Origin of the sequence: Mesorhizobium sp. C264A (genome assembly GCF_040324515.1) — a bacterium.
In the GTDB taxonomy this organism is placed as follows: Bacteria; Pseudomonadota; Alphaproteobacteria; order Rhizobiales; family Rhizobiaceae; genus Mesorhizobium.
In genome coordinates, this window is the sequence record NZ_JAMYVY010000002.1 from 291969 (window position 1) to 309037 (window position 17069).

The window sequence follows — 17069 nt, forward strand, 5'->3', positions numbered from 1 at the left end:
CCAAGAGGCTCCTCGACAGGATTATCGCGCTCACCATGCAATCCTCAGCAAGCCTGCTTCAGCGCCAGAAGCAATCCATGGTCGCATCGCCTCAACTCATTGAGTCGATTCGCCTGCTGCAACTGGCGCATACTGAACTGCATCAGTTCGTGGAGCGGGAAATCGAGAAGAACCCGCTTTTGGAATCTGCATCAAGCGATGGCGGGCCTTTTGACGACGTTTCGATTTCGGGAGCGGATCAGCCTGTCGGCCCTGGCACAAACGCCGTTGAAGGACCGACCGGGGCAGGCTCGCCTGAACGGCTCGGGCAATGGAAATCACTTCGCAACACGACCAACAACCCGCCGGGCAGTGGCCCTTCCCTCGACGAGTTTGCCACCCTCGCCGAAACATTGCACGACCATGTCGCTCGTCAGATCGCCCTCACTGCGTTCACACCACAGGAGCGGCTGATCGCTGGCCAGCTTGCCGCCGATCTAGAAGACACTGGCTATCTTCGGGCAAACCTGTTGGAGCTGGCCGAGAGCCTGAATATCCATGAGGCTATTGTGGAACGGGTTCTCGGAACCTTGCAGCAATTTGATCCACCGGGAGTTTTTGCGCGAAGTCTCAGAGAATGCCTCGAGATCCAGTTGCGCCAGCGAAATCGGCTCGACCCGGCAATGGCAGCTTTGGTTGCCAATCTTGAAATGCTTGCACGACGCGATTTTGAGGCACTGAAGCAGCATTGCGGCGTCGATGAAGAAGACCTTCTCGACATGATGCATGAGATTCGGGCGCTCGATCCCAAGCCTGGGAACCGATTCCAATCCGGTGCGTCTGAATCAATCATACCCGACGTCTGGGTCACGCCCTCGCCGCAAGGCGGGTGGCAGATCGAACTTGATCCCGCCACGCTGCCAAAGCTGCTGATCAATCAAAGCTACTATGCCGAAGTCTCGCGTCAAACTGCCCAAAATTCGAAAGATCAAGCATTTCTCGACGAATGCTTACAAAATGCGAACTGGCTAATCCGCAGCCTCGATCAGCGCGCCAAGACCATTGTCAAGGTTGCGGCTGAAATCGTGCGTCAGCAGGATGCCTTTTTGGAAAATGGCGTCGCCCACCTGCGGCCTCTCAATCTTAGAACCGTCGCTGACGCGATCGGCGTGCACGAGTCGACGGTAAGCCGGGTGACCTCGAACAAGTACATGCTTACCCCGCGCGGAGTCTTTGAACTGAAGTATTTTTTCACCGTCGCGATCGCGTCCTGCCAAGGCGGCGATGCGCACTCCGCCGAAGCTGTCCGGCATCGGATCAAAGCGATCATTGCCGCAGAATCTCCCGGCGACGTGCTTTCCGATGAGGACATCGCTGTCCGGCTGAAGGAAACCGGCATCGATGTTGCGCGCCGCACCGTCACAAAATATCGCGAAGCAATGAACATCCCCTCCTCCGTGCAACGCCGCCGGGAAATGCGCTTGTGTTTTTAGATTTGGGTCAAGGCAGCCAACATCACGTTGCATTGCATCAAAGTGGAGACTTCGTTCATGACCCAATCCGCAGCAGGTGTCATGGACGCTGTTCTGCACCCAGAAAAGCCCGTCCCACCGTCTGGTCCCGCATGGGGTGCGGTCATTTCGCTTTCATTGGGCACCTTCGGGCTGGTCACGGCAGAGTTTCTGCCTGTCAGCCTGCTCACGCCCCTCGCGCGTGATCTCGGTATCAGCGAGGGAGCGGCTGGACAGGCGATGACGGCGACAGCTATCGTCGGGGCGATCTCGGCGCCGACGGTGGCCATCATCACAAAGCGCCTGGACCGCAGGACCGTCATGTGGACCATGACGCTGCTGCTGATCCTGTCGGACGTTCTGGCGGCCGGCGCGTGGTCGCTGGCGGTTCTCCTGACTGCACGCGTCGTGCTCGGCATAGCGCTCGGAGGCTTCTGGTCAATGTCGGCAGCACTGGCGATGCGGCTCGTTCCAAGCCACCTCCTGCCGCGCGCTATGTCGATCATCCTCACCGGCGTTTCCGTAGCTACCGTCTGCGCAGCTCCAATCGGCGCCTATGTCGGCGATATCTGGGGATGGCGAAGCGCCTTCATGCTCGCCGCAGCCGGCGCCGCCGCTACACTGCTGGTGCAACTCATAACCATTCCGAGACTGCCTCCGATTGGAGTGGCTAGCTTCCGCAGCCTGCTGGATGTAGCCAAGATCCCGATGGTCAAAATTGCGCTTTTGGTCGTCCTGCTGGTCGCTTCCGGCCACTTCGCCGGAATCACCTATATCCGCACCTTCCTCGAGAAGATTCCCGCGCTGGATGTAGAAACGATCTCGCTTGTGTTGCTTGCTTTTGGCATCGGCGGATTTTTCGGCAATCTGGCCGGCGGGCTTCTGGCCGAGTACAGTCTCAAGGCAGTCGCGGCCCTTGCACCGCTGCTCATAGCGATAGCCGCTGTTTCGCTGCTGACGGCGGGAGCATCGGCCTTGGCCTCGGCGATTGCTGTTGCCGCGTGGGGGTTTGCCTTCGGCGCGGTGCCAGTGGGATTGCAGACGTGGATGGTACGGAGGGCTGTTCCCGAGCAGGCCCAAAGCGCCGGTGTGCTGCTGGTCACAGTATTCCAAGTGGCAATCGCCGCCGGCGCGATTTTCGGCGGACTATTGGTGGAGAATGCGGGGATTACCAGCGCCATTGCCTACAGTGCTGTTGCCACGTTCGTCGCTGCCCTCATAGTGTTCGTGCTCGGCCCGAAGCGCGAAACCTAAACCGCCTGACAGGAGAGAGGTCTCAGCAGCGCAGCGGGACAAGAGATGCGATGCACGGCGCGGCGCGATCCTCCGCTTGCATGGACCAGCGGAAGCGCTTCGCCGGCTTCACCTCCGGGCCATGGCGGCCGACACCGGCATCTGCCGCACCGTTAAAACCAACGTACAGCCACCTTAGAGGCTCGCGCATAGCCTGATCATGCTTAGCGTGGCGCAGGGCTGCTTGAAGCTGGGGCCGGTCGTTGGCCTTTCCGCTCTCGACCTCGACATACTCCCTCAACGGCTCAGCGGCGGCCCTGCGCGGCTTCGGATGTAGGCGGCTACAGCTTCGCGTTGGGCCTCAAGGCCGAGGCCTGATGCGCCTTGGCGGGCCGTTGAGACGCGCAGATAGGACACGAAGAGGGGGTGGTGACGGTGTTGGACACGGGTTCGCTCCTGAGCTATTCCCAAACAGTCTAACGAGGGCAGGCAATTTGTGAATAGCTATTAAGAACCAAGCAGCCGCGCCTATCCGCGCGAAGACTGCATCCTCTTTCGAAATCGCGTCTCCCAATGACCGCTAGCGGGTCGCTGGCGAAGGTAAGGTTTCGGCTAGCGCAACGCCGGGTGTTGTCAGCCAGTTATAAAACCCACCCCTCGTAAGCGTCCCCTCGTGCAATCGCAGGATGGCTTCGCTGAGATCGGAAATGTCAACGACGCTAAGACGCTTGGCTGCTTCGATAAACGTTGGAACGCTGGGGTCGACACCGGGGCTGCATAAAGTGACGCAAGGGTTGTTCCGAAGGCCGGCTAGTTCTGAAGCCGCCAGAACCTCGGTAGCAGCGTTTAAAGGAACCGTCTCTTCCTCGCTTATTTTGGACTTCACCTCGACTACAATCGGAATGTAGTTCTCAACGGATACGAGGAAGTCGGGATAGCCTTGGCGACCAGTTTGATCGAGTGCCTGACAGGGTATCCCAAGCCCCGCTAGCGAAATACTGAACGCATGCTCAAGATCGGTTCCTCGCTTTTCATACAGCGCTGCTATCTGATCGCGTTTCATCAACCGATCAGCCCGCCGAAGGTGCAGCGTTTTTGAGTGGGCTCGGTCGTCCTGCCGCCAAGCCCGCGCGGCATTCCGAATGAGGTTGGCTATGCCACCACGCTCTTTGAGCCCAAGTGCAATACGGCGGCGTTCGTCGGCTTGATCGCTACCATCCATCAAATCTAGAGGCCTACAAAGACCTGCTCTTCTCAAGCTCATAATATCATCGCGCCGGAGACGTGCCTGAAGGCCGGGCAGCCGTAATTCAGACATCCAAAGCACATCGCTGGGAACCCCTACTCCCAGCCTCAGCGACTGGCGGCGGATAGCGCGGGCAAGCCGCCTCACGGCTTGAACGTCTTCGGCGTCTCCTCGGAGCGCGACTGGTTTGCTTTCATCTGCCAAAGTGGGGGATGTAACGCTTGCGATAATTTCAGACACTCCTGTGAGAACCCACGACACATCGCGAGCAACCCCTTGAACGGTTCCTAATCTCACACCTGCTACGATCCGTTCAATTTGGCCCCGAACCGTTCCAGCGGCCCACTCCGTTAACTGCAGGGCCCCATTGGCAGCTCCCGCATCCGCCACCCACGGCTGATCAAACAAGATTGAGTTCAATCTCGTCGCATAAGGGTTCGGCACCGGACCATTCTGTCCTATGCGCCAGTTGAGTTTACGCGTGGCCTTACCACCAATTATGTTGAACTCCGGGGATCGAATTGCTGCATGGCTGAGCACAAAGGCGAAATCGTCTTCGCTTACACTGTTACCAGCTTGGTCGATTAGTTGCGTGAGTTGCGCGGCGGACCTCTTCAGGCCCTCAATAAAGAACATCGCCGTTTCCGGCTTTAGACCAGATTGCGCAACGGCAACACCAAACGTGGTCACCGTGATTTGGCCATGCAGTTCTATAAGGCAGCCGATATCAACAAGTCGGTCTATTTGGCCGAATAGCTTGTCTCGCCAATGATCGATCCCACTCCGATTCCGCTCGCGCTCTCTGGATGCTGTGAGTGTGGACCCAATTAGATCAAATGCGTCCTCACGACTGGTGCACAACTTCCCAGCGAAAACCTGAAGCGTAAGGGTCCCAAAATCTTCTGGCGTGATGCCGAGGCCCAGTGGGGATTGTGTGGAAAGATCCATGAGTACCTGGGCCTGCTTGGTATCCTGAATCCCTTCCGCCACAAGCACAACATGACCTTGAGCGGCAGCTTGCCCCATCCTGCCCACACGGCCAGCCATGTTTTGAAACTCGGCTCGGTCAATTGGCACATGCATTCGGCGGTCAAAATCCCATCTTTTCCAGCTGGCAAACGCCGCGCTCCCCAAGGGAAAGTTGACGCCGGCAGCGAGTGTTGAAGTTGCGAAGACGACATCGACGCCGCCCATAGCTAGGCGATCCTCAACAAATAGTCGTTCGTCCTCCGTTAGCTCAGCGTTGTGATATGCTGTTCGCCTGCGCAGCGCTTCTAGAAGGGGCTGTTCGATGTCCACTCCCGCCGGCGCATCCAGTTGTATCGTCGGACGATTTTGCGCCCACGCTCTTGCGAAGTCATAAGTGTCATCGATCTTCATGCAAAATACGATAACGGGGTTCCGCTTTTGTTGAAGCAACTCTCCGACGATTGCCGTCACGTCGCGGTTTCGATTTGCTGGCTCGTGTTGTCGCAACCCTTCGAAGCCGGGGCCAGATGACACCGACAACGTTGCCGAGGAAGTCCTACACTCTAGCGTCAATACCTTCTCGCGATTGGGATTTCTGAGCAACCGTATGCCCAACCAGTTAGCTAGCGCCTGCCCGTCACCGGGGCTCAGAACCGCCGATAAGCCAACAAACTGTCGCCACCCGGCTCGTCGCATCAACGTGAGAAGTAGCTCAGCATTTTGACCGCGCTGTTTGTCCCCCACCAACTGTACCTCATCGCAAACGAAGCAGATGTTGGTAAGGTCGCGAGGCGGTCCGCCAACCGAAAGACAGCCAAGAAATTTTTCGTATGTGGCAACTAATATAACCGAAGAAAGGGGGGCATTTGTCTTCCTGCCTGCCGCATCTTCAACACTGTCTCCTGTCGCGCAGACAATGGCAGATCGATCATTTTCTAGGAAGTCGTTTAGAAATAGCCTCTTCGCTTCCTCAAATTTCTGTTTGGCCAATGCCCTGTGAGACACGAGATAAACGGCGGTATGGCCTGCCTCAATAGCCGAGGCTACAGTCCACCAACCAATCAGCGTCTTGCCGGTAGATGTCGGAGCACTAACCAGAACGCTTTCGCCACGAGCTACTCCGGCTTCTAGCGCTTCAAACTGAATATCCGTAAGAAGCGGCATGAGACCCGCTTCGGGTAGAAGTTCCGGCTTGCCTAAAACTTTGTCAGAGAGCCCGTGATCTTCTGGAATCGTCGTCTGCATGTTATCCCCCAAATATCGGCGGACTATAACCAGCCCCTTCAACTTTAACCAGTCGGGTTCGTTATTTGTCTGGGGACAATGGGCATTCCCCCGGCACCTCCGTGGCACCTAAGCTAACAGGTGAGCTGGGAAGCGGGAACGCCGTCGTGTCGAAGGTACGGATGGCCTCGCGCAACATAGGCAGACCAAGATAGGCATTTCTCAACCTCTATCGAAGGACGTCAGACGGAATTCGATCGAAAGTTCCTATGTCAGACGAGTTGGTTAGTTGAACCGCATCGTTTGAGGCGAATTCTAATCGAGCCTATCCCAGCTGGTGGATGGTAGATGCTGGCACAACAGTCTTGGCGATCTCACATAGGTGCTTGTGGTGCGTGAGATAGATGACCTGACCTGTGTTCGCCATCTCCCCAAACAATCTGAAAACCTCCTCCGAGCGAATATGGTCAAAGGTTTCCATGATGTCGTCGGCGATGAAGGGAACCGAGGGCCGGAATTGCGCGAACTCGTAATAACCGGCGAGCCTCAGTGCGAGGTAGAGCTGAAAGCGCGCGCCCTTCGAAAGCGCGTCAGCGAGCTTGGATTGCCCGTCGCGCTGCACCGCGATGAGAACCTCCCCGCCTTTCACGGGCTGGGTTGTAAGGCCTGAATACTGCCCACCGGTCATTAGCTTGAATGCGTCCGATGCACGCGCCATCATCCCCGAACGGTGGTTCTCACGGTAGATCCGCAAAGCATTTCCAGCCGACATGATACCAAGTTTCAGCTCAATGTAGCGAACGGCCTTCTCCTCGATTTCCAACAGGGTTGTGCGCCGTTCGGCATCCAGGCGGGCAACCGCGCTGTCACCGCCGATGGCGTCCAACTTGTCTGCCGCGCGGGTCTGTCGGATCAGCTGTTGCTGGATGATTTCATCGAACTGGCGAAGCCGCTGCTCGCCCTCAGCCTTCTCGACCGCGAGGCTGTCGAAATCGATCGCTTCCAGGATCGAGCGTGCCTGGTCGAATCCATCGACTGCGAGTTCCGCCACTACCCGTTCCTCAAGTTCGGCGACGGTAGTGCGCAAGCCGTCGCGCTCACGCAGCAGCTCGTCGCGTTCGACTACCTCGGACAGAGTGGCGACGCCAAAGACGCCCAGCACTTCATTCTTGCGGCGTTCGTGTGCCGAAATCTCGGTGTCGAGGATTTCGCGCGCCTCCTTGAGGCGCTTCAGCTCGTTGCCGAGGCTTGCCTTCGTTTCACGTGTCCGCTCGGCACGTTCCAGGCGCTCGGCAAGGCGGGTGGCCAACTGCTCCGGCTCGCCATCCTTCGTCGGCTCGTCGGCTTCGACCGCAACGGCGATGACCTCGACCAGAAAATTGGCCCTGTCGGCCTCCATCTTGTCGATACGCAGCTGCAGATCCTCCCGTTCCTGCAGGCTTCTTGACAGTTCGGCCAATTGATCGAGCACAGCGCCAACGCCTGACGCGGACAGACCGCTTTCGAGCCACGTTCCCTTGAGCGCTTCGGTAATGCCGGCCAGCCATTCCTCCTCGCGACGCTCCGCCACCCCTACCGCAACCCGTCGGGCAGCTAGATCCTCTTCTTTGGAACTCACCATCCTGAGCGCCTCGGCATACTCGGCGTCCACCTTGCGCTGCCGGTCCAGAAACAGCTCCGCGATGGCCATGATTGCTTCGAGGGTGTCGCCGGGCTCTGATACTATGCCGACACTTTCCAGCGCCGCTCTCATTTCCAAGTGTATCTGCTCGCCGGCGTCAGCGGCTCGCTCGGCTTTCAAGCGAGCAAGTTCGATCTGCTCCCAGGCAGCGAGCGCATCGCTGCGCGCCTCGATCTGATCCTCGATCCTTTCGATCAGGCGCTCAGACGAAGGTTCCAGGGCTTCTCCGAGGAGGTCGCTGGCGGCCACACGGATTTCCAACAATTGGGTATCCGCATCCTTGACGAGCTGTTGGCTTTGGATGCCGTTTCGTGACAGGTTGGCCGTGGCCTCGGCCAGGGCACGCGTCATTGCCCGGATCTCGGCCAGATCCGCCGCGCCGGCCAGCCGGCCTGCGCTGGCAACGTCATCGCGCGTCAGTGCCACGGCGAAATCGTCAGCGGTGTCACCAGTCAACACTGCGCGGTGCGTTGCCCACGCATCATCGCGGAGACGGCGGATGGCGGCAGCCGCTTCATCGTCGACAACGTCGACCGAGGCTCGAAGGGCATCCAATCGTGCGGCGAGCATTGCATGGTGGCCCTCGTATTCGGCGAGGCGTTCGGCAAGTACCGCGGTGTTCCTTGCCAGTACTGACGCTACTGTCTTCCAGGCGGCAATCTGCCCGGCGCTCGGAACCGCAACGTTGACGAGAGCGAGGGCATCTCCGTTCCATGGACGCAAGCGAGCCAGCGATGCCTTCCATCGGATTGTTCCCGCATCTCCCGCCTCGCGAGCCGTCTTGATCTCTGCCTTGTGTCCGCTTGCTCGCGCTTTCGACAAAGCCGAGCCCAGCCTTGCCCTGGCGGGTTCGGGCACCGCCCTTTCCTCGCCGACCCGCTGCCTTGCCACCTGCAACGCATCGAGTGCTGCCGCCGCCTCGTCGCGGGCGGCGCGCGCGCCCGTAGCAATACCGGACCTCTGCTCGACCATAGCGCGAACGACGCCAACTGTGACGGCAGGCAGAAGCAGTGCGGCAGGATCCGGCTCGGAAGACCGGCCCAAGGCGGCAAGGCAGCTTGCCACGGTGTTGTTGAGGATTTGCAGCCCCATCCTGCGAGTGGGCAAGTCAAAGCCAGCCGCGGTATGGCGCACCTTGCCCTCCGCCAGGCTGCGAATGCGTTCGGAAATCGACAGGATCCGTTCGTCCTCGTCGACCGCAGTGACTTTTGCCGACAGCCGCTCGACCTCATCGATGTTTGCGGACAGTCGCGTTCTGAGGCTGGCATCGTCCTCGATTAGTTCGGTGACACTTCCCGTCCATGTCCGGGCTGGGGAGGTGATGTCCGGCAGCTGATCCAGCCGGGCAATCTTGCGGCGCATATCCGCCAGCATCGGCGCAGCACGTACGTAACGAGCAATGGTATCCAGCCTGGCCACCAGCACCGCCCGATCGCTGATGGTTCGGCCGTACTGCTGCGATGCATCGAGACGTTCGGCCTCCAGCCCCTCATAGGTCGATGCAAGTGTGTCGATCGCATCCCTGCGCGACTTCACGTCAACAAGGCGCTTCTTCAGCAGCGCCAGTTCGGTGCCATGCGCCTGCTTCCGATACAGCGCGTCTGCTTCGGCCTCGAGGGCGTTCAACGTATCGCTTGCGTTCCCAAGACCGGCGCTGGCCGTGAAGAGGAGCTTGCCGAGGTCGCCCCGCGATTCCAGGATCGATTTTCCGCCGGCTTCCAGCGTCTCGTCATCGAGTGAAAACATAGTCGTGTAAGCGTCACGCGACAGTCCGGCGAGATGCGCCGTGATCGCCACCTCGCTCATCGATTGGCCCGTCGCGTTCAATAGCGAATTAGTACGCTGTTTCGTACGCGTGAACGTGTGCTCGGAGCCGGCCAGTTCCAGCACCCCACCGATGCGCATGGCGCTGTACTCATGCAGGAAGTTGTAGCGGCTCCGTTCCTCGATGCCGAACAGCAAATCTAGATAGGCGGAAAGCGCTGTCGATTTGCCGGCCTCATTCAGGCCAAACACGATATGCAGATCAGGTCCGGATTCCGGTTTGGGTCCGAAGTCGATCGTACCATCGGTGAACTTTCCATAGCGAATGAGGTCAAGGCGCTGCAGCCTCATGACGCTCCACCGGACTTAAGGCGGGAAGTCACCAAGTCTGCGCCCTTGGAAAGCACCTGATCGAGGAACCGTTCCAGCCCGGCTTCGTCCTTCCCAGCAAAATCCCGTCCGTCGGCCGGAAGGTCGGCGACCATCCTTTGGACGAACGCCCTCGCCTCGGCGCGGAAGGCATCCGAGGTGGCATCGGCGCGCATGGATTGCTCGAGTTCGAAAATCGGATCAGCAATATCCTCGGCCGTCTCCGCCCGAGGTGGCGCGAGGTCAAGCTCGAGCTTCTCCACCCACGTATGGCCTAGCTGTTCCGCAGCCTGTTCGGCTTCGGCAAGAAGGAGATCTCTGTCGCGGATCAGCGCCCATAACAATGGTGATGTTCCTGTTAGGCCAACGCGGGCCACAGCATGACGCGACCGGACGGCGGCCCGCATCTCTTCGAGTGCGTTTCGAACACGCGCGACGGCCTCGGACCACTCCACTGCTCCCGTAAGGTCGACGCTGACCCTTTCGAACTGCGCAACGCAGGTCAGCCTTTCCTCGATCTCCAACGAACGGTCGTCTCGCACCGTCACAAGGGTGACTGATTTCTCACTGGCCTCGTTGATATCCCTCCCCTGCGGTATTCCCGGCATCACCACCGTGCTTGCGCCGGAATGGACTTGGCGAAGATGAATGTGGCCAAGCCCCCAATAGTCGAAACCGTGGGCGTGCAGGTCAGCGATGCTGCAGGGCGCGTAAACGTCGTGACCGGGCGATCCGGCCAGACTGGTATGCATGATGCCAATATTGACGGCTCCTTCGCGAGCAGCCGGATATTTGGGCAGCAGGCTGTCCGGCGCCTTAGGGTTCGCAAAGCTCAAACCATGGAAAACGACGTCCACACCGCCGGCTGTCTGCAATACCGACTGAGCACGACCGCCAAAAATGGTCACGGTGTCAGGAAACACCAGCTGTTTGGAAATCCGCGACAGGGCGTCATGATTGCCGCGGATCTTGAAAACCCTGATGCCGGCCTGGTGCAGGCGTGTCATCTGCGCTGCCAGGAACCGCGCCGTCTTCATCGAGGTTTGATCACCATCGTATAGGTCGCCGGCTATTACCAACGCATCCACGCGTTCCTCTAGGCAGAGATCCACTATCGAAACGAATGCCTGGCGGCTGGCGTCGCCCACGAGCCCGGCAAGATCGGGATTACGCATCGCGAGCGAACGCAGCGGCGAGTCGAGATGAATATCGGCCGTGTGTACGAATCGAAATGCCATTCGGCCTCCGCCAGCAAAAGAGGTGTTCCGAGCTTCAACAGAGATTGCAACGAGGGCTCTACAATGCCCGGTCACACTTCAGCTAATGCCTCGCTCGCGGACTCGCCGGCCACCAACAAACCGTCTTGGGGCCGCAGCAAGCCCTTGGCAATCAAATCGGCGACCCCAGCTGAAATCAACTGCCGCAATTGTGCACTTGTGGCTTTGAAGCCCAGCATTCTCGCAACGGTTATTGCGATTTCTTCCTCCGTCGCACCGAGGTTGGATTTCACGACTTCCATGGCGCCTTGGGCGACTTCGTCCTGCGCAATCATTTCGGGCTTGCGCAATCCAGCGGACACGACGCCGCTGCGATCCCTGAGACGAACAGGAGCACCTGGCTTGAAGCAGAAGCTGCCTCGACGGGCTACTGCACCACCTCTCTGCGCTAGGCCTACCCCTCGCTCGATTGCATCCTGAATCCTGCCACCGGCCCGCTGCAGACCCCACGCGCCCCGAATACGCGAAACTATTTCGTCGACATGGATTGGTGTTTCTATAGCCACCACCTGCTCGACCAGTCCGGCCATGATTCCGCTGGGCGTCTCGTGGAGTTCGAACGATCCCGGTCGGTTTAGTTCGGCCTCTTCGTAGGCTCGATTGGGTATCTCGGATCCCTTTGTGCTTTCGAGACCGATTTCCGTCACGTTGCCTCTGTCGACCGTAACAACCTGCACGGCTACAGCACGATTTCTCTGGACCCCCAATTCGGCCCGCTCATCGAGCTCTTTTCTCGCAGCCTCAATCGCTAATATGGTTCGCTCCAGCTGCTCGCGTGGCCTCTGAAACCAGTCAGCGTTCCAGATGCGATGGATTATCCAACCATGGTCTTCCAGAACAGACTGCCGTAGCCGGTCTCGATCTCGGGCCGAGCGCGATGAATGATATTCTGCGCCATCACATTCGATGCCAAGAATATAGCGGCCTGGCCTCTCCGGATCAGCAACCGCGAGATCGATGAAGAAGCCTGCAATGCCAACCTGAGCATGAACCTGGTAACCCTTTCCGATCAGCGCGTTGGCTACCTGCTCTTCAAAGATTGAATCCATTTCGCGAACCGTGGCCTGGGCAAGCGAAATTCGCCCTGTTCTCGCGTAGTGCAAGAAGAGCTTGAAGGCGAAGATGCCTTTCCCTTTGCCACGCTCCAGGTCGATGTCCTCGTCTGTGATGGACGCGAATACTTCGCAGCTGCGCTTGGCGCGGCTTATGAGGACGTTGAGCCGACGCTCGCCGCCTTCCGCACCAAGAGGGCCGAAACGCATGGCCATGTACCCCTGCGCATTCTTGGCATACCCCACTGAGATCATGATCACGTCGCGCTCATCGCCTTGAACATTTTCAAGGCTCTTGACAAAGAATGGCTCGCTGGGGTGCGCGTGAAAGAACTCCTCCGTATCGGGATTTAGTCGCCGCAGCCCTTCGAGTTCATCCTGGATCGCGCGGCGTTGGCTAACCGAAAATGTTGCAACGCCTAGAGTCTCTCGCGGGTTCACCTTCGCATGACGGATGATCGCTTCGGCTACTGCTCTCGCCTCTACCGGATTGGTTCCTGTGCCACCGGAATCGAAGACCCCCTCTGGCACATGATGAAACCGCAACCCCATGCCTGCCTCTTGGGTATAGGGGCTTGGCACGATGAAAAGCCGGCTCTCGTAGAACTGGCTGTTCGATACGGCGATCAGAGATTGGTGACGGCTACGGTAGTGCCAGCGGAGCATACGCTGCGGCAAGCCGCGGGCCGTGAACAGGCCGAGGATGCTTTCGATGTCGGCGACCTGCGCGCCCTCACCCTCGTCATCTTCAGACTGCGAGCCTGTCACCTTGGCGAAGAATGTCGTGGGTGGCAGTTGGCGTTCGTCGCCAACAACGACCACCTGATTGGCCCTGGCGATCGAGCCGAGCGCGTCCACAGGCTGTATCTGAGACGCCTCGTCCATCACAAGAAGATCGAAGGACATCCTGCCGGGCGACAGGAATTGGGCCACCGAAAGCGGGCTCATCATGAACACTGGCTTGAGTGCCTGGATGGCAGGCCCTGCCTTCTGCATCAACTGCCGGATAGGCATGTGGCCCCGTCTGCGCGCCATCTCAGAACGAAGCAGTCCGACTGGTCCAGCTCCGCCGTCTCTTGAAGGAATTTTTCGGTGATGAGCCGTCACAACTTCGATGGCACCGGCCTTGATCCTCTGTCGGTCCAGATCCGCGAAGTCACGTACAGCCCTGGAATGCAATTCCCCGTCGAACCTTGCCAGCTCCGGCTCATCGGTCGCCATCGCTAGAAACATTCGTTCGTAGTAGGCCATATCGAAGACTGATCGCGCCGATCCTGTTGTAATCTGGCCGTCGGCCAGGCCGTCTATCAACTGTCCCAGTCCAGCCTTTCGGGCTGTTTCGGATCGCTCTCCATAGGCAACCCATTTCGAGAGCTGTTCCTGATGATCGAGCCACCCCTCCAGCCGAGAAACAACCTCGACTATCGCGACGTCTGGAAAATCGTCTACTCCAAACAAGGAGGGAGCATCGGCCTTCAAATCCCCTGCAAGCGCCTTCAATTCCCGCGCTGCCGCTTGGGCCGCTTCACGCGCTGAACGCGCCAAGTTTGCGATCTCTTTTCTTTCAGGCAACCGCGCAGCCAAATGCCGGATTGAGCCATTTTCTCTCAGCCAAAGTTCGGCTTGCGCGAGAGCGGCCCAATCGGATCCTCGACCGAGCCACGACGAGCCGAATGCGAACTTGCCAAGGCTTTCCCCATCCTCGATCTCTTGATCAAGCGCTTGTAGTCTGCCTAGTCGGCGCAGTATCTCCACCCGCTCACTGATCAGATCTGGAACGTCAGTCAGAACCTGTCGTGACGCGTCATCGGCTTGAGCTACAGTGCTTGCCTTCGCTTCCATCATTTGCAGCGAGGCCCGCTCGGCGGAAGCCACGTCACCTTGCATGGACGACGCAAGGTGGCCTAAATCGTTCCAAAACCCCTCGATAATCGGCTGACCGATGTCGATCACCTTACGAACTCGGACCGCACGCGCGCCCGCTTCAGAGCGCTCCGCCATCCGCCCGGCTATCATTCGCGGTTCCGAGCCAAGTCCCCTCAGCGTGCGCATCCACTCCACTAAGGCCTGGAGTGGTGCCGAAGACGATCTCTCACCGCGCCAATCGGCTCCGAAGGCGGAAGCGCCAAAGGCGTCGCCTTCGCACACTTTTGCTGCGGCCGCTTGGCCCTTCATTAGAATGTCGAGGAGACCCACTATCTCCGCCGCAGGCGCGCTAGGGGCCACCAAAATAGTCCGCACAAGTGCAGTGGCACGACGGTAGTCGCCATTCAATGCTTTCAATATTCCCGTGTGCTCGGCGAGCGCTTGCCGCGCCGCGGCCACGTTGGTACTCCACGCGGCATCAACAACTTTGCCCTGAAGCTCGGCTCTAGCAGTCTCTAGCGTTGCTACGCTGTCGGCAAGGTCACCAGCCTGTTCCAGCCCGGAGTCCCAAACTGTGGCTGCGAATGCCTCAGGGCTCGCATCGGGGGCTGCCGCAACTCTCTCGCCGGTCATCACTAACCTGAGGAGTCCTGCAAGCGTGTCCGGTAAAACCGTAGACCCCAGTTCTTGATTTAGCCGCTCAGCTTCTTCTCTTAAGCGTGGGAGCAACACGGTTAGCTGGCGCGCACGAACGAAACCATCTTTCGGAAAGTCTGAAGGAAGCTTAGCAAGCTCTGTCTCGAGACCTTCAAGTGGCGTGTCGATAGCCGTCGCCACCAACTGCTCCGACAGTTCCTCGGATTTGCGGTTGAAATCTGTTCCTGTCCAGAGAAGCGATGCAATGTCCTTTGGACGCTCATCCCAAACCGGCGAGACTAGCGCCTCGGCAGGAAGTCCAGGTGCGGACGCGAGAAGCTCAGCGCGATCTTCTACCTCGCCGCTGTCGCTGAGGATTTGCGGAGGCTTCGCCTCGATCCGCTCAGCAATATCGGCCAGTTTGGCGTGCAGAGCCTTTGCTTGATCCAGCGACGACGCAATGCGTGGGACGAGCCTCTCAATGGTCGTTGGTAGAACGACATCCAGGCCAACTCCCCGCCATGGGTGGTGGATCGGCAAGCCGATCTCGTTGATCCGCTGAGACACGTCATCGAGAAGTTTGCGACGTTGCGAGACACCGTCATTCGTCCAAGCGGTGGCATCCTCAAGTTCAATGTCAACTGGCTTTTGCCCGTTCTGCCTTAGTCGGGTTAGCTGGCCAAGAACTTGGTATGGAGTGAGTTCGGACGTTCCAAATGGAACATGCATCCTTGTAGCATGTGCATTGAGTTTGTCCCTAGCCTCCAGCAGGCGTTCAGTAAGGGAAGAAGCAAGCTGTCCGCGAGGCGATCCGAGTTGCCAGGTGCGCCGCAACTCCTCCAGCATCATGCGCTTGTTTGCCTTGTTGCTATGGAGCTCAAGGCAGGCGTCCCCCACCCCCGCAGTGTCAAGCCGTCGCTTCACGACCTCAAGTGCGGCCATTTTTTCCGCAACGAACAGCACGGTCTTTCCATCGGCAACGGCCGACCCGATAATGTTTGCGATCGTCTGCGATTTTCCTGTCCCGGGAGGACCTTGGATAACGAGGTCGCGACCCTTTCTTGCATCATGGATCGCCAGCGTCTGAGAACTGTCACTGTCGACGATATGCAACATTTCGGCAGGCGCGATATGCGGATCAATCGCAATGTCGTCCGACATCAGCGGTTCGCGTGTTTCGAAACCATCTGAAAGAAGCGAGCGGATCTTCGGTTGTTCGATAATCTTTGCGCCATCCGGCCAGAGATCCGGATCCAGGTCACGGTACATCAAGAACTTAGCGAACGAGAAGAAGCCGAGCACCATATCATCGGCAAGCACCTGCCAATCCTCTTTGGTCGACACTGCTTCGGCAACGGCATCGAGATAGGCCGAGACGTCGAAGTCGTCTCCTACTTCAAAACGCGGCAGGGCGAGCTTGTGAATGCGGTCGAGATAGAGTTCCAAGGAGAGGTTTGCGGTAAGATCTTCCGTACGAGCTCGCAGCCGAAACTTTTCTCCAGCGGCCCCTCGCTCCAGCCGTACCGGGACCAAAATGAGAGGAGCCTGGCGGATGTTTTCTTTGTTGCTCGGGTCAATCCACTTCAGCATGCCAAGGGCCAGAAAGAGGATATTGACGCCCTGCTCTTCCTCAAGTGTGCGGGCATCGTGGTAGAGATCAAGGAGCCGGCGCTGCAGCCCCGTTGGGGTCATCCTCGTCTGAAGCTTGGTGTCAGAATGTCGCGCAGATACCCCTCTATCGTCGAATCCTTCGTCCTCAGGCTGAGCAAGAGCAACGGGGGAATAGTCGATTTCCTCGTCTGGAGGGCTGCTTTCAACCTGGCCTGCCTTCGGCCGATCCGGCTTGCCGGCCAGGAAGGTAAAAGCCTTTCCTTCGCTCACCAGCAATCGATAGATCTCAGACGACCTCTCGTCGACAATATCGATCGTCTTCGCGCTCTTTGAAAACCGTGGCACATTCAAAAGTCGGTTGCGAGCAGAAAGGTCGAGCAATTCCATCCTGGCTCGCTCGAGCTTTTCCTTTAAAGGCAGATCGCTTTGAAAGACCGATTTTTCAACTTCCGACACTCACACCCCCCTGATAGGCTGGACACATAGAGCCTAGACAAGGGCTGTCCGCAACATAAAATGCTGGTTTTTCAACCTCGAATGGCAACCACCAACACTTCAATCGTTTAGTATTGTGAGCACTGCGGCTTGGTGGAAAAATTGCGGATGTTTGTTTAATGTTCCGAACACTTCGCATCCCCACCTTGATCTCGA

The 17069-nt window shown here is 58.4% G+C and carries 6 protein-coding genes and 1 pseudogene; 2 read left to right on the plus strand and 5 right to left on the minus strand.

The features are described 5' to 3' along the window. Window positions 1–35: 35 nt before the first annotated feature. Together rpoN and NKL04_RS20525 are read left to right on the plus strand one after the other, a co-directional pair. Window positions 36–1472, plus strand: coding sequence for an RNA polymerase factor sigma-54 (gene rpoN / locus NKL04_RS20520; RefSeq protein WP_023713580.1), 1437 nt, complete (start codon window positions 36–38; stop codon window positions 1470–1472). Window positions 1473–1529: 57 nt separating this feature from the next. Next, entirely contained in the window at window positions 1530–2744 is a 1215-nt protein-coding gene (locus tag NKL04_RS20525) for an MFS transporter (protein WP_286460933.1), read from the plus strand. Window positions 2745–2946: 202 nt separating this feature from the next. Here the strand turns inward: NKL04_RS20525 and NKL04_RS32155 are convergent. The 5 genes and pseudogenes from NKL04_RS32155 to NKL04_RS20545 form a co-directional block, all read right to left on the minus strand. Further along, window positions 2947–3188 (minus strand): annotated as a pseudogene (locus NKL04_RS32155) (recombinase family protein); the annotation flags it as partial. Between the two features lie 115 nt (window positions 3189–3303). Next, a complete protein-coding gene (locus NKL04_RS20530; RefSeq protein ID WP_023702825.1) occupies window positions 3304–6183 on the minus strand; it encodes a DEAD/DEAH box helicase in 2880 nt (959 codons plus the stop codon). Window positions 6184–6487: 304 nt separating this feature from the next. Further along, window positions 6488–9958 carry an ATP-binding protein gene (locus NKL04_RS20535; protein ID WP_023702826.1) on the minus strand — a complete coding sequence of 1157 codons (3471 nt, stop codon included), beginning with the start codon at window positions 9956–9958 and terminating at the stop codon, window positions 6488–6490. Next, the gene (locus NKL04_RS20540; protein ID WP_023702827.1) at window positions 9955–11214 is read right to left on the minus strand and encodes a metallophosphoesterase family protein; all 1260 of its coding nucleotides are present in this window, start codon (window positions 11212–11214) and stop codon (window positions 9955–9957) included. Before NKL04_RS20540 ends, NKL04_RS20535 begins: the two co-directional genes overlap by 4 nt. Before the next feature lie 71 nt (window positions 11215–11285). Continuing rightward, window positions 11286–16874, minus strand: a complete 5589-nt coding sequence (locus NKL04_RS20545; protein WP_023702828.1) for a DUF3320 domain-containing protein — start codon at window positions 16872–16874, stop codon at window positions 11286–11288. Window positions 16875–17069: the final 195 nt, after the last annotated feature.